The sequence below is a fragment of the Pseudomonas rustica genome (genome assembly GCF_018336155.1).
Lineage (GTDB): Bacteria > Pseudomonadota > Gammaproteobacteria > Pseudomonadales > Pseudomonadaceae > Aquipseudomonas > Aquipseudomonas rustica.
In genome coordinates, this window is the sequence record NZ_JAGYHF010000017.1 from 43,775 (window position 1) to 57,853 (window position 14,079).

12 protein-coding genes are annotated in these 14,079 nt (G+C 58.6%); 10 read left to right on the top strand and 2 right to left on the bottom strand.

Annotation, left to right across the window (positions count from 1 at the left end; all coding sequences use genetic code 11):
• Positions 1-37 precede the first annotated feature (37 nt).
• Positions 38-820 carry a PhzF family phenazine biosynthesis protein gene (locus tag KFS80_RS25260; RefSeq protein ID WP_159815123.1) on the bottom strand — a complete coding sequence of 261 codons (783 nt, stop codon included), beginning with the start codon at positions 818-820 and terminating at the stop codon, positions 38-40.
• Between the two features lie 98 nt (positions 821-918).
• A complete protein-coding gene (gene ybaK, locus KFS80_RS25265; protein WP_053123427.1) occupies positions 919-1,389 on the bottom strand; it encodes a Cys-tRNA(Pro) deacylase in 471 nt (156 codons plus the stop codon).
• A gap of 361 nt (positions 1,390-1,750) precedes the next feature.
• Here ybaK and KFS80_RS25270 point away from each other — a divergent pair, with 361 nt between their 5' ends.
• The 10 genes from KFS80_RS25270 to aauR all read left to right on the top strand — a co-directional run bounded on the left by KFS80_RS25270 (position 1,751) and on the right by aauR (position 14,079).
• Positions 1,751-2,602 carry an MIP/aquaporin family protein gene (locus KFS80_RS25270; protein WP_212546290.1) on the top strand — a complete coding sequence of 284 codons (852 nt, stop codon included), beginning with the start codon at positions 1,751-1,753 and terminating at the stop codon, positions 2,600-2,602.
• Between the two features lie 77 nt (positions 2,603-2,679).
• Positions 2,680-4,182 carry a glycerol kinase GlpK gene (gene glpK, locus KFS80_RS25275; RefSeq protein WP_212546291.1) on the top strand — a complete coding sequence of 501 codons (1,503 nt, stop codon included), beginning with the start codon at positions 2,680-2,682 and terminating at the stop codon, positions 4,180-4,182.
• A gap of 95 nt (positions 4,183-4,277) precedes the next feature.
• Complete coding sequence (locus KFS80_RS25280) at positions 4,278-5,033, top strand: DeoR/GlpR family transcriptional regulator (RefSeq protein WP_007916700.1); 756 nt, start codon at positions 4,278-4,280, stop codon at positions 5,031-5,033.
• A 244-nt stretch (positions 5,034-5,277) separates the two neighbouring features.
• Complete coding sequence (gene glpD, locus KFS80_RS25285; protein ID WP_212546292.1) at positions 5,278-6,819, top strand: glycerol-3-phosphate dehydrogenase; 1,542 nt, start codon at positions 5,278-5,280, stop codon at positions 6,817-6,819.
• 523 nt (positions 6,820-7,342) lie between these two features.
• Positions 7,343-8,269: a glutamate/aspartate ABC transporter substrate-binding protein gene (locus tag KFS80_RS25290; RefSeq protein ID WP_159815120.1), complete on the top strand. Its 927-nt coding sequence runs from the start codon at positions 7,343-7,345 to the stop codon at positions 8,267-8,269.
• Between the two features lie 193 nt (positions 8,270-8,462).
• Positions 8,463-9,209: an amino acid ABC transporter permease gene (locus KFS80_RS25295; protein WP_053123437.1), complete on the top strand. Its 747-nt coding sequence runs from the start codon at positions 8,463-8,465 to the stop codon at positions 9,207-9,209.
• Positions 9,209-9,880: an amino acid ABC transporter permease gene (locus KFS80_RS25300; protein ID WP_003227756.1), complete on the top strand. Its 672-nt coding sequence runs from the start codon at positions 9,209-9,211 to the stop codon at positions 9,878-9,880. The genes KFS80_RS25295 and KFS80_RS25300 overlap by 1 nt, the downstream gene beginning before the upstream one ends.
• Positions 9,877-10,611: an amino acid ABC transporter ATP-binding protein gene (locus KFS80_RS25305; protein WP_212546293.1), complete on the top strand. Its 735-nt coding sequence runs from the start codon at positions 9,877-9,879 to the stop codon at positions 10,609-10,611. Before KFS80_RS25300 ends, KFS80_RS25305 begins: the two co-directional genes overlap by 4 nt.
• Positions 10,612-10,852: 241 nt before the next feature.
• Positions 10,853-12,754, top strand: a complete 1,902-nt coding sequence (gene aauS, locus KFS80_RS25310; RefSeq protein ID WP_212546294.1) for a two-component sensor histidine kinase AauS — start codon at positions 10,853-10,855, stop codon at positions 12,752-12,754.
• On the top strand, positions 12,751-14,079 hold the full coding sequence (gene aauR / locus KFS80_RS25315) for a two-component response regulator AauR (RefSeq protein ID WP_053123444.1): 1,329 nt from the start codon (positions 12,751-12,753) through the stop codon (positions 14,077-14,079). Before aauS ends, aauR begins: the two co-directional genes overlap by 4 nt.

Genomic DNA, 14,079 nt, shown 5'->3' on the forward strand with positions numbered 1-14,079 from the left:
GGAGCGGGCTTGCTCGCTCCCACATTTGGTTTTGGGTTTATCCCAATAACAGGGTGCCGCTGGCGACGAGCGTTGCATGCCCGCCAATCTTCACCCGCTCACCTTCCAGCCGACAAAACAACTCCCCGCCCCGTGCCGAGCGCTGGCACGCGGTCAGGCTCGATTTGCCCAGACGTTTTGACCAATACGGAATCAAGCTGCAGTGCGTCGACCCGGTCACCGGATCTTCATTGATGCCAATCGCCGGGGCGAAATAGCGCGAGACAAAATCGTGCTGATTGCCCCGCGCGGTGACGATTGCACCGAGCCACGGCAGTTTGGCCAGCGCGACCATATCCGGCTTGCAATCGAGTACGGCCTGCTCCGACTCCAGCACCACAAACAGTTCGTTCGAGCCGAGCACATCAACCGCTTCAACGCCCAGCGCACGCTCGACATCCAGGGTCACGCCAATCTCTGACGGCACGATCGAGGGGAAATCCAGCCACAAACGCCCGTCTGCCCGCGTCACGCTCAACGGCCCGGACTTGCAGGTGAAGTCGATACGCTCGGCCGTTTCCTTGTAGATCTCGAACAACACATAAGCGCTGGCCAGCGTCGCATGCCCGCACAACGGCACTTCAGTGGTAGGAGTAAACCAGCGGATATGCCAGGCCGAACCTTCACGCACCAGAAACGCGGTTTCCGCCAGATTGTGTTCACCCGCGATCTTTTGCATCAAATCATCGGCGAGCCACGCATCCAGTCGATAAATCATCGCCGGGTTGCCACTGAACGGACGCTCACTGAATGCGTCGACCTGATGAAACTCGAGCTGCATAACCTTCTCCTTAAGTCAGTCGGCAGAGCATGCAATGCGGGCCGGATCAGCGCCAGCGACAGAACCGGCCAATTTTCTTCATACAGAATCAGCCGACGTTACGCACGACCGATGTCGGCGAATTTGGCCTGGGTGTGTTCTGCGAGCACGGCGGGTGCCAATTCGACTTCCAGCCCACGCCGGCCGGCGCTGACATAAATAGTCGCAAAAGCCTGAGCCGAATTATCGATGAAGGTGCGCAGACGCTTTTTCTGCCCCAACGGACTGATACCGCCCAGCAGATAACCGGTGGATCGCTGCGCCGCTGCCGGGTCAGCCATCTCGACTTTTTTCACCCCCGCCGCCTGCGCCAGACCTTTGAGGTCGAGGCTTCCGACGACCGGCACTACGGCCACCAGCAGCTCACCTTTTTCACTCGCCGCCAGCAAGGTTTTAAACACCTGCGCCGGCTCAAGTGCCAGTTTTTCCGCAGCCTCCAGCCCGTAGGACGCGGCCTTTGGATCATGTTCGTAACTGTGCACGCGATGTTCGGCACGAACTTTTTTTAACAAGTCCAACGCAGGGGTCATGGCAGCTCCAGGCTCGGCAATGGCAGAAAATCCTGCGCCGGATTCTAGGACATCGAGCCGTAAAAGGCTCTATCCCGGCCCCGAATTACGCGGCTTTGCAGGTAATTCACAACGCTAAGAAAGCAGTCACCCGGTGAGTCATTCATGCGACTGATAGTTCTATTGTGACTGACGGTTCACTTTCGACCTTTGACAGGTTTGTTTCTTGTCTATATTTTTTCGAATCTGAATAATGTAAGAATTATCATCATTGCAGCACTCAGCAGTAAACCGGGAAACGAATGGGGATTCCGACCCGGTGAAAATCGCGCCTTGCCCTGTCGGCAATCGCGCCAGACAACAACAAAAATTGAGGTTTTCAATGACAACTGCTTTACAGCAACCATCGCTCTCGAGCCAATGCATGGCCGAATTTCTGGGTACTGCACTTCTGATCTTTTTTGGCACTGGCTGTGTCGCCGCGCTCAAAGTCGCGGGCGCCAGCTTCGGCCTGTGGGAAATCAGCATCATCTGGGGCGTCGGCGTGAGCATGGCGATCTACCTCACGGCGGGCGTTTCCGGCGCGCACCTGAACCCGGCCGTGAGCATTGCGCTGGCAATCTTCGCCGACTTCGAAAAGCGCAAACTGCCCTTCTATATTCTTGCGCAGATCGCCGGCGCCTTCTGCGGCGCGCTGCTGGTTTACACGCTGTACAGCAATCTTTTCTTCGATTACGAACAAACTCACCAAATGGTTCGCGGCTCGGCCGCCAGCCTTGAGCTGGCCTCGGTGTTCTCGACGTTCCCGAATCCAGTGCTGTCCACCGCCCAGGCATTCCTGGTCGAGATGATCATCACCGCAATCCTGATGGGCGTGATCATGGCCCTGACCGACGACAACAATGGTCTGCCAAGAGGTCCGATGGCGCCGCTGCTGATCGGCTTGCTGATCGCGGTGATCGGCAGCTCGATGGGCCCGCTGACCGGTTTTGCGATGAACCCGGCGCGTGACTTCGGTCCGAAACTGATGACTTTCTTCGCTGGCTGGGGTGAAATTTCCCTCACTGGCGGCCGCGATATTCCGTACTTCCTGATTCCGATTTTTGCACCGATTGTCGGTGCCTGCCTCGGCGCTGCCGGGTATCGCGGGTTCATCGCCCGTCACCTGACCGGCGCCACACCTGCTACAAAGGATGCAGAACCGGCCATTGACGGCAAACCAAGAACTTCTTGAAACAGTCGGCGCAGACTCCTGCCCATCCGAGCCTGCGCCACGGCCCAATCACCCTTATTTCGTCCAAGGCAATCGACATGACCGACATTCAGAATAAGAACTACATCATTGCCCTCGATCAGGGTACGACCAGCTCTCGCGCGATCATTTTTGACCGCGACGCGAACGTGGTCTGCACCGCGCAGCGCGAATTCGCTCAGCATTACCCGCAAGCCGGTTGGGTCGAACACGATCCGATGGAAATCTTCGCCACCCAAAGTGCGGTGATGGTTGAAGCGCTGGCACAGGCCGGTCTGCACCACGACCAGGTCGCGGCCATCGGCATCACCAACCAGCGTGAAACCACCGTGGTCTGGGACAAGACCACCGGTCGCCCGGTCTACAACGCCATCGTCTGGCAGTGCCGCCGCAGCACCGAAATCTGCCAGCAGCTCAAGCGCGATGGCCACGAGCAATACATCAGCGACACCACCGGTCTGGTCACCGACCCGTACTTCTCCGGCACCAAACTGAAGTGGATCCTCGACAACGTCGAAGGCAGCCGCGAGCGTGCGCGCAACGGCGAACTGCTGTTCGGCACCGTCGATAGCTGGCTGATCTGGAAATTCACCGGCGGCAAAGTACACGTCACCGACTACACCAACGCCTCGCGCACCATGCTCTTCAACATTCACTCGCTGGAGTGGGACGCGAAGATGCTGGAGATTCTCGACATCCCTCGCGAGATGCTTCCAGAAGTCAAAGCGTCGTCGGAAATCTACGGCCACACCAAGAGCGGCATCGCCATCGGCGGTATCGCCGGCGACCAGCAAGCCGCACTGTTCGGTCAAATGTGCGTAGAACCAGGTCAGGCGAAAAACACCTACGGCACCGGCTGCTTCCTGCTGATGAACACCGGCGACAAAGCGGTGAAATCGCAGCACGGCATGCTCACCACCATCGCTTGCGGCCCGCGCGGCGAAGTGGCTTACGCACTGGAAGGCGCGGTGTTTAACGGCGGTTCGACCGTGCAATGGCTGCGTGATGAGCTGAAGATCATCAACGACGCCCACGACACCGAATACTTCGCCAATAAAGTGAAGGACAGCAACGGCGTGTACCTGGTGCCAGCCTTCACCGGTCTGGGCGCTCCTTACTGGGATCCGTACGCCCGTGGCGCACTGTTCGGCCTTACGCGCGGCGTTCGCGTGGATCACATCATCCGCGCTGCGCTGGAATCGATCGCCTACCAGACCCGCGACGTACTCGACGCCATGCAACAAGATTCCGGCGAACGCCTGAAAGCCCTGCGCGTGGACGGCGGCGCGGTGGCGAACAACTTCCTCATGCAGTTCCAGGCCGACATCCTCGGTACTCAGGTCGAGCGTCCGCAAATGCGCGAAACCACAGCGCTGGGCGCGGCGTACCTGGCCGGTCTGGCGTGCGGTTTCTGGGGCAGCCTGGAAGAGCTGCGCGGCAAAGCGGTGATCGAGCGTGAGTTCGAGCCGAGCCTGGACGAAGTCGAGAAAGAGAAGCTGTACAAAGGCTGGAAAAAAGCCGTCAGCCGCACCCGTGACTGGGCGCGTGAAGACGCTGAATAAGCCAACCTGAGTACTTGTAAAGGCTTGTAACTGGTAGGGAGGAGATTCCTGCGGCATCATGGGCAAATTTTGCACGGCAGCCCAAAGGAAGCCCCATGAATCTGCCTCCCCGTCAGCAGCAAATCCTCGAGCTGGTTCGCGAACGCGGCTATGTGAGCATCGAGGAAATGGCCACGCTGTTCGTTGTTACCCCGCAAACCATCCGCCGCGACATCAATCAGCTCGCGGAAGCCAATTTGCTCCGTCGCTACCATGGCGGCGCGGCCTACGATTCCAGTGTTGAAAACACTGCCTATGCGATGCGCGCCGATCAGATGCGCGATGAAAAACAACGCATCGGTGAAGCCATCGCCGCACAAATCCCCGATCACGCCTCGCTGTTCATCAACATCGGTACCACCACCGAATCGATTGCCCGTGCCCTGCTCAATCACAACCATCTGAAGATCATCACCAATAACTTGCACGTGGCGTCGATGCTCAGTGCCAAGGATGATTTTGATGTGCTGCTGACCGGTGGCAATGTGCGTCGTGACGGCGGGGTTGTGGGTCAGGCGAGTGTGGATTTCATCAATCAGTTCAAGGTTGATTTCGCGCTGGTCGGGATTAGCGGGATTGATGAAGACGGCAGCTTGCTGGACTTTGATTATCAGGAAGTGCGGGTTTCCCAGGCGATTATTGCCAATGCTCGGCAGGTGATTCTGGCGGCGGATTCGAGCAAGTTTGGGCGTAATGCGATGATTCGTCTTGGCCCGATCAGTCTGATTGATTGTTTGGTGACCGATCAGCAGCCTGTGCCGGCGTTGGCGCAGTTGTTGAGTCAGCACAAGATTCGGCTGGAAGTCGTTTAACCCCCAAGATCAAAAGATCGCAGCCTTCGGCAGCTCCTACAGGTCAAGTGAACCCATGTAGGAGCTGCCGAAGGCTGCGATCTTTTGCTTTTAATGTTCGAAAATTTTCCTTTCTCTGCCCTTCGATGAGTTTTTTCAATCGAAGTCGACTGGCTGTGCGCGTCTTTATCGGCTACCATTTTCGCAAATGAACATTCATGTTCGATTTCCAATATAGAAAATCAAAAGAGCCTGAGGCCAGCCGATGTCCACATCTACCTTGCGTACGCCCCCTATCTCCGAGATCTACGACCTCGCCGTTATCGGCGGCGGGATCAATGGGGTGGGGATCGCAGCGGATGCCGCCGGTCGCGGTCTCTCGGTGTTCCTTTGCGAAAAGGACGACCTCGCCAGCCACACTTCGTCGGCCAGCAGCAAGCTGATCCACGGTGGCCTGCGCTACCTCGAACATTACGAATTCCGCCTGGTGCGCGAAGCACTGGCCGAGCGCGAAGTGCTGCTGGCCAAAGCCCCGCACATCGTCAAGCCGATGCGCTTCGTGCTACCGCACCGTCCGCACCTGCGCCCGGCGTGGATGATTCGTGCCGGCCTGTTCCTGTATGACAACCTCGGCAAGCGCGAAAAACTGCCAGGTTCGAAAAGCCTCAAGTTCGGCGCCGACAGCGCGCTGAAAAGCGAAATCAAGAAAGGCTTCGAATACTCCGATTGCTGGGTCGACGACGCTCGCCTCGTGGTACTCAACGCCATGGCCGCCCGCGAAAAAGGCGCCCACGTACACACCCAGACCCGTTGCGTCAGCGCCCGTCGCGCCAAAGGTTTGTGGCACCTGAACCTGGAACGCGCCGACGGCAGCCTGTTTTCGATCACCGCCAAAGCGCTGGTGAACGCCGCCGGCCCGTGGGTTGCCAAGTTCATTCGTGACGATCTGAAGATGGAATCGCCGTACGGCATCCGTCTGATTCAAGGCAGCCACATCATCGTGCCGAAACTGTACGAAGGCGATCACGCGCACATCCTGCAAAACGAAGATCAGCGCATCGTCTTCACCATTCCATACTTGAACAACCACTTCACCCTGATCGGCACCACCGACCGTGAATACACCGGCGACCCGGCGAAAGTGGCGATTACCGACGGCGAAACCGATTACCTGCTGAAAGTGGTCAACGCTCACTTCAAGAAACAAGTCAGCCGCGAAGACATCCAGCACAGCTACTCAGGCGTGCGTCCACTGTGCAACGACGAATCCGACAACCCGTCGGCGGTCACCCGCGATTACACCTTGGCGCTGTCCGGCAGCACTGAAGAAGCGCCGCTTCTGTCGGTGTTCGGCGGCAAGCTGACCACCTACCGCAAACTCGCCGAATCGGCGATGGCGCAACTGATGCCGTTCTTCACCCAGATGCGCCCGAGCTGGACGGCCACCGCCACCCTGCCCGGCGGCGAAGACATGACCACGCCGCAAGCCTTGAGCGCGCTGATTCGCGACAAGTACGACTTTGTGCCGACCGAGATCGCGCGTCGCTGGTCGACCACGTACGGCAGCCGCACCTGGCGCATGCTCGAGGGCGTTGAAACCCTCGCCGACATGGGCGAACACATTGGCGGCGGGCTCTACACCCGTGAAGTCGATTACCTGTGCAGCGAAGAGTGGGCGACCTCGGCGCATGACATTCTGTGGCGTCGTAGCAAGCTGGGCTTGTTTACCACTCCGGCGGAGCAGGAGAAGCTTGCCGCGTATCTGGGTAAGGTTGAGCAGAACCGTAGCAAGATTGAAGCGGCGTGATTTGAACATTGGTTAAACAAAAAGCCCCTGAATCGTAAGGTTCAGGGGCTTTTTGTTTTGTGGGTTCTGCAAAATCTGGTTGGGTCAGTTGGATCTTTTCCCCCTCACCCCAGCCCTCTCCCCCAAGGGGTAGAGGGGGAAGGGAGCCGATCCTCATGGGCTTCAAAATCTAAGTTCGACTCGGTATCTCACGTCGGCGTAACTCGACCATCCACTGCGGTCAGTCCCCTCTCCCTCCGGGAGAGGGCTAGGGTGAGGGGCTCCTGACTGTTCGGTTTTCCGAACGAGACTCCCCGGTCAATTCGGTAAACCGGATCACTCCTCACAAAAAAATCCGCCATAAAACTTTAATCTCCTTATAAATCATAACCTTAACCAATCCAGACTGGTCTGGCACGAGTCATGCTCTACACTCTCTCGACGAATGCCTGTTGTGCCAACACTTCAGGAGCCGTCAGGCATTCGAAGCACAAAAGGGCCGACGAACTGGCTCCATAAAAAAAACAATGTCGAGGAAAATTTGATGCGCATCGTTCCCCATATCCTGGGCGCAGCCATTGCTGCCGCTCTGATCAGCACGCCAGTTTTCGCCGCCGAACTCACCGGCACCCTGAAGAAAATCAACGATTCGGGCACCATCACGCTCGCTCACCGCGACAGCTCCATTCCGTTTTCCTACATTGCAGATGCTTCCGGCAAACCAGTGGGCTACTCCCACGACATTCAGGTGGCTATCGTTGAAGCCCTGAAAAAAGACCTGAACAAGCCCGATCTGCAGGTCAAATACAACCTGGTGACCTCGCAAACCCGTATCCCGCTGATCCAGAACGGCACCGCGGATATCGAGTGTGGCTCGACCACCAACAACGCCGAACGCGCCCAGCAAGTCGACTTCACCGTCAACATCTTCGAAATCGGCACCCGTCTGCTGGTCAAGAAAGACAAGGATGGCAAGCCGTCCTACGCTGACTTCGCCGACCTCAAAGGCAAAAACGTCGTGACCACCGCGGGCACCACGTCCGAGCGCATCATCAAAGCGATGAACGCCGACAAGCAGATGGGCATGAACATCATCTCCGCCAAAGACCACGGCGAATCCTTCAACATGCTGGAAAGCGGCCGCGCCGTTGCCTTCATGATGGACGACGCTTTGCTGGCCGGCGAAGAAGCCAAGGCCAAGAAGCCGAACGACTGGATCATCACCGGTACTCCACAGTCCTTCGAAGCCTATGCGTGCATGGTTCGTAAAGACGACCCGGCCTTCAAGAAAGCCGTCGATGACGCCATCGTGGGTCTGTACAAGTCTGGCGAGATCAACAAGATCTACAGCAAGTGGTTCGAGAGCCCGATCCCACCAAAAGGCCTGAACCTCAACTTCCCGATGAGCGACAAGGTAAAAGGTCTGATCGCCACCCCGAGCGACAAGCCGGCGCCTGACGTAAAAATCTGATTCCTGACTAACCTTATCTCCTGAGGGAGCCACTCTCCCTCAGGCGTCTGTTACTACCTGCTGGCTGTACTGTGGAACACTCGACCTGGCGGTTTTCGAGCCGATCGCGTGTGCCCGGCGTTCAACGTCGGACGGGAAAGGATTTTCCCCGAGCGGGTGCTTGTACATCGATCGATCTCGAGGGGAGACCCTAATGAATTACAACTGGGACTGGGGCGTGTTCTTCAAGTCCACCGGCGTCGGCAGCGAGACTTATCTCGACTGGTACGTCACCGGTTTGGGCTGGACCATTGCCATTGCCATCGTGGCATGGATCATCGCCTTGCTGCTGGGCTCCATTCTGGGGGTCATGCGCACTGTGCCAAACCGCATCGTATCGGGCATCGCGACCTGCTACGTGGAACTGTTTCGTAATGTGCCGCTGCTGGTTCAGCTGTTCATCTGGTACTTCCTGGTGCCCGACCTGCTGCCGCAAAACCTGCAGGACTGGTACAAACAAGACCTCAACCCGACCACCTCGGCTTACCTGAGCGTTGTCGTGTGCCTGGGCTTGTTCACCGCTGCGCGTGTTTGCGAGCAAGTGCGTACCGGTATTCAGGCGCTGCCACGCGGCCAGGAATCCGCCGCGCGTGCCATGGGTTTCAAGCTGCCGCAGATCTACTGGAACGTGCTGCTGCCCCAGGCCTACCGCATCATCATTCCGCCGCTTACCTCGGAATTCCTCAACGTCTTCAAGAACTCCTCCGTGGCGTCCTTGATCGGTTTGATGGAATTGCTGGCACAAACCAAACAGACCGCCGAATTTTCGGCCAACCTGTTTGAAGCCTTCACCCTGGCCACGCTGATTTACTTCACCCTGAACATGAGCCTGATGCTGCTGATGCGCGTGGTCGAGAAGAAAGTCGCGGTGCCTGGCCTGATCTCCGTGGGGGGCAAATAATGGACTTCGATTTCAGCGGCATCATCCCCGCTATCCCGGGCCTGTGGAACGGCATGGTGATGACCTTGCAGTTGATGGTCATGGGCGTGGTCGGCGGCATCGTGCTCGGCACGATCCTGGCGCTGATGCGCCTGTCGTCGAGCAAACTGTTGTCACGCGTGGCCGGCGCTTATGTGAACTACTTCCGTTCGATCCCGCTGCTGCTGGTGATCACCTGGTTCTACCTGGCGGTGCCGTTCGTGCTGCGCTGGATTACCGGTGAAGACACGCCGATCGGCGCGTTCACCTCCTGCGTCGTGGCCTTCATGATGTTCGAAGCCGCGTACTTCTGCGAAATCGTCCGCGCCGGTGTGCAGTCGATCCCCAAAGGTCAGATGGCCGCTGCACAGGCGATGGGCATGACCTATGGCCAGACCATGCGTCTGATCATCCTGCCTCAGGCGTTCCGCAAGATGACGCCGTTGCTGCTGCAACAGTCGATCATCCTGTTCCAGGACACCTCGCTGGTTTACACCGTGGGTCTGGTGGACTTCCTCAACTCCGCCCGCTCCAGCGGCGACATCATTGGCCGTTCCAACGAGTTCCTGATCTTCGCCGGTGTCGTCTACTTCATCATCAGCTTTTCCGCCTCGCTGCTGGTCAAGCGTCTGCAAAAAAGGTTCGCCGTATGATCTCTATCAAGAACATCAACAAGTGGTATGGGGACTTCCAGGTACTGACGGATTGCAGCACCGAGGTCAAAAAAGGCGAAGTGATCGTGGTCTGCGGCCCGTCCGGTTCGGGTAAATCGACCCTGATCAAATGCGTCAACGCGCTGGAGCCGTTCCAGAAAGGCGACGTTGTGGTTGACGGTACGTCGATTGCCGATCCGAAGACCAACCTGCCGAAACTGCGTTCGCGCGTCGGCATGGTGTTCCAGCATTTCGAACTGTTTCCGCACCTGACCATCACCGAAAACCTGACCATCGCGCAGATCAAGGTGTTGGGCCGCAGCAAGGAAGAGGCGACCAAAAAAGGTCTGCAGCTGCTCGATCGCGTGGGTTTGTCGGCGCACGCGCACAAGCATCCGGGGCAACTGTCCGGTGGTCAGCAACAGCGTGTGGCAATTGCCCGCGCGCTGGCGATGGATCCGATCGTCATGCTGTTCGACGAACCTACTTCGGCGCTCGACCCGGAGATGGTTAACGAAGTGCTCGACGTGATGGTGCAACTGGCCCACGAAGGCATGACTATGATGTGCGTAACCCACGAAATGGGTTTTGCGCGCAAAGTGGCCGATCGCGTGATTTTCATGGATGCCGGCAAGATCATCGAAGACTGCCCGAAAGAGGAGTTCTTCGGCGACATCAAAGCCCGCTCCGAACGCGCGCAGCACTTCCTCGAGAAAATCCTGCAGCACTAAAAGCAACACACCCGCACCCTGTCTGTGGGGTGCGGGCTGCCTGACAATGAGATCCCCTGTGGCGAGGGGATTTATCCCCGATGGGCTGCGAAGCGGCCCCAGCAGTTCAAAGTCAAACCGCATGCAAGGGTTTGACGACTGCTGCGCAGCCGATCGGGGATAAATCCCCTCGCCACAGAGTCCACCTCCAAACCAGCGGTGATTCACAAACAAGTGTTGTGGTTGACCCAAGGCATCTGTGATGAAATGCGACCCCAATCTCTATCGCGCCGCGCCGCCATCACTTGCCGTGAAGCCCCGTCTGATTCGTCATTTGTTCCTACCACCGCTGATCATCATTTTGATGATCGGGTTGGGTTACGCCGGGTTCTGGGTCAGTGAGCACTTTGGCATTCGCAACCTCAGCGAAAACGGCCAGCGCCAGCTCGAACTGAACGCCCGCGCGGTCGAAAGCGAGATCAGCAAATACACCTACCTGCCCAGCCTGCTGGAACTCGAAACCAGTGTGTCGCGGCTGCTGGCCGACCCGACCACGGAACACCGGCAAACGGTCAACGCTTACCTTGAAGGCCTGAACCGACGCAGTCGCAGTCGGGCCATCTACGTCATGGACACCACCGGCCGCGTCATGGCCACCAGCAACTGGCGCGATGTCGACAGTTATCTCGGTGAAGACCTGTCCTTCCGTGCCTATTTCCAGAAAGCCGTGCGCGGTGAACCCGGGCGTTTCTACGGCATCGGCAGCACCAACGGCGAACCCGGTTACTACCTCGCCCACGGCCTCGAAGAGCACGGCAAGATCATCGGCGTCGCCGTGGTCAAAGTGCGTCTGGAAGCCATGGAAGAACGCTGGCAGCGCGCGCGTCTCGAAGCGTTTGTCAGCGATGAAAACGGCATCATCATTCTTTCCAGCGATCCGGCACGCCGGCTCAAATCAGTGATTCCGCTGAGCGAGGAAACCAAAGAAAAACTCGCCCGCAGCCTGCAGTACTACTGGTTCCCGCTAATCGAACTACAACCGCTGGCCCGCGAAACATTGGCCGAAGGCGTGGAAAAACTCACCTTCCCGGCCAACAGCGAAGTGCAGTCAGGCGAGGACGACATCAGCTACCTGGCGCAGACCCGGCCATTGAGCGACACGCCGTGGAATTTCACCCTGCTCACGCCGTTGCAGGACTTGCGCCGCGAGGCGATCAACCAAGGCATTCTCGTCGCCGTGGCGTTCGCACTGGTCGCCTTCCTGCTGATCGCCTGGAACGAGCGGCGCAAAGTGATCGCCACCCGCCTCGCCGCCCGCGAAGCCTTGCAGGAAGCCAATAATCAACTGGAGCGTCGGATTACCGAACGCACCACCGACCTGCGCGCCAGCAACGAGCGCTTGAAGAGTCAGATCCGCGAACGCCGTCAAGCCGAAGAGACCTTGCGCCGCGCGCAGGATGAACTGGTGCAGGCCGGTAAACTCGCCGCCATCGGCCAGATGTCGACCAGCATTGCCCACGAATTGAATCAGCCACTGGCCGCGATGCGCACGCTCTCGGGCAACACCGTACGTTTTCTGGAACGCGGTCAGCTCGACGTCGCCAGCACCAACCTCAAGACCATCAATGACCTGATCGACCGCATGGGCCGAATCACCGCGAGCCTGCGCTCGTTCGCCCGCCGGGGTGACAATCAGGGTCAGGCCAGTCTCGGCAAAGCCGTGGACGCCGCACTGCAATTGCTCGGCGCGCGTGTTGAACATGCGGCGCTGCAAATCCATCGGCAGTTCATCGATGTGCAAGTGCAGATCGACCAGACTCGCCTCGAACAGATTCTGGTCAATCTGGTCGGCAACGCCCTCGATGCGATGCAGGCGCAACCGCAGCCCGAACTGTGGCTGGAGGGCGAAGAATTCAACGGCAAATATCGCCTGCGCGTGCGCGACAACGGTCACGGCATCGACGCCGAAGCGCGCAAGCATCTGTTCGAACCGTTCTTCACCACCAAACCCGGCGAACAAGGCCTGGGTCTGGGCCTGACGCTTTCCGCCAGCCTCGCCGCTGCCACCGGCGGTCATCTGGGTGTCGAACACCCGGGCGGCGGCGGAACCACCTTCGTCCTCAGTTTACCGTTGGTAAGCCCTACTCCCGCCGAGCCAATATGAACCAAGAACTCAGTGTGCTGATCGTCGAAGACGACCCCCATGTGCTGCTCGGCTGCCAACAAGCGCTGACGCTGGAAGACATTCCCTGCGTCGGCGTCGGCAGTGCCGAAGAAGCGCTGGAGCGGGTCGGCGACAATTTTGCCGGCATCGTCATCAGCGATATTCGCCTGCCGGGCATCGATGGCCTCGAACTGCTCACGCGCCTCAAGCAGCGCGACCGTAGCCTGCCAGTGGTGTTGATCACCGGGCATGGCGACATCTCCATGGCCGTCGGCGCGATGCAGAAAGGCGCCTACGACTTCATGGAAAAACCGTTCTCGCCGGAACGTCTGGTCGATGTTGCGCGACGTGCGCTGGAGCAACGCAGCCTCGCTCGCGAAGTGTCGTCGCTGCGTCGGCAACTGGCCGAACGTGATTCGCTCGAAGGACGCATCATCGGTCGCTCGCCGGCCATGCAGAACCTGCGCGAACTGATCGCCAACGTCGCCGACACCTCGGCCAACGTGTTGATCGAAGGCGAAACCGGCACCGGTAAAGAACTGGTCGCCCGTTGCCTGCACGATTTCAGTCGGCGCCACAGCAAACAGTTCGTCGCGCTGAACTGCGGTGGTCTGCCGGAAAACCTCTTCGAAAGTGAGATCTTCGGCCACGAGGCCAACGCCTTCACCGGTGCCGGCAAACGGCGCATCGGCAAAATCGAACACGCCGACGGCGGCACGCTGTTCCTCGATGAAGTGGAAAGCATGCCGCTGCCGTTGCAGATCAAACTGCTGCGCGTGTTGCAGGAACGCACCCTCGAACGCCTCGGCTCGAACCAGAGCGTGGCAGTAGATTGCCGGGTGATCGCAGCGACCAAATCCGATCTCGACGAGTCGAGCAAGGCTGGCGAATTCCGCAGCGATTTGTACTACCGCCTCAACGTGGTGACGCTGGAATTGCCGCCCCTGCGCGAGCGCCGCGAAGACATTCTGCAACTGTTCGAACACTTCACTCAGCAATCGGCCCTGCGCTTCGACCGCGCGCTGCCGGAGCTGGACAACCAGACCTTGTCGAACCTGATGAGCCACGACTGGCCGGGCAACGTGCGTGAATTACGTAACGTTGCTGAGCGATTTGCTCTCGGCCTGCCGGCGTTCAAAAAGTCCGGTGCCAACAGCGGCGGACAAGGCCTGGGCTTTGCCGAAGCGGTGGAAGCCTTCGAACGCAACCTGCTCAGCGATGCGTTGCAACGCAGCGGCGGCAACCTGACTCAAGCGAGTCTTGAGTTGGGCATGGCCAAGACCACGCTGTTCGACAAAGTGAAAAAATACGGCCTGAGCCATTAA

Excerpts from the sequence above, each read along its gene's own strand:
- KFS80_RS25300 (WP_003227756.1), top strand. The coding sequence starts at position 9,209 with ATGGACTTCGATTTCAGCGGCATCATCCCCGCTATCCCGGGCCTGTGG.
- glpK (WP_212546291.1), top strand. The coding sequence starts at position 2,680 with ATGACCGACATTCAGAATAAGAACTACATCATTGCCCTCGATCAGGGT.
- aauR (WP_053123444.1), top strand. The coding sequence starts at position 12,751 with ATGAACCAAGAACTCAGTGTGCTGATCGTCGAAGACGACCCCCATGTG.
- glpD (WP_212546292.1), top strand. The coding sequence starts at position 5,278 with ATGTCCACATCTACCTTGCGTACGCCCCCTATCTCCGAGATCTACGAC.
- aauS (WP_212546294.1), top strand. The coding sequence starts at position 10,853 with ATGAAATGCGACCCCAATCTCTATCGCGCCGCGCCGCCATCACTTGCC.
- KFS80_RS25295 (WP_053123437.1), top strand. The coding sequence starts at position 8,463 with ATGAATTACAACTGGGACTGGGGCGTGTTCTTCAAGTCCACCGGCGTC.
- KFS80_RS25290 (WP_159815120.1), top strand. The coding sequence starts at position 7,343 with ATGCGCATCGTTCCCCATATCCTGGGCGCAGCCATTGCTGCCGCTCTG.
- KFS80_RS25270 (WP_212546290.1), top strand. The coding sequence starts at position 1,751 with ATGACAACTGCTTTACAGCAACCATCGCTCTCGAGCCAATGCATGGCC.
- KFS80_RS25305 (WP_212546293.1), top strand. The coding sequence starts at position 9,877 with ATGATCTCTATCAAGAACATCAACAAGTGGTATGGGGACTTCCAGGTA.
- ybaK (WP_053123427.1), bottom strand. The coding sequence starts at position 1,389 with ATGACCCCTGCGTTGGACTTGTTAAAAAAAGTTCGTGCCGAACATCGC.
- KFS80_RS25260 (WP_159815123.1), bottom strand. The coding sequence starts at position 820 with ATGCAGCTCGAGTTTCATCAGGTCGACGCATTCAGTGAGCGTCCGTTC.
- KFS80_RS25280 (WP_007916700.1), top strand. The coding sequence starts at position 4,278 with ATGAATCTGCCTCCCCGTCAGCAGCAAATCCTCGAGCTGGTTCGCGAA.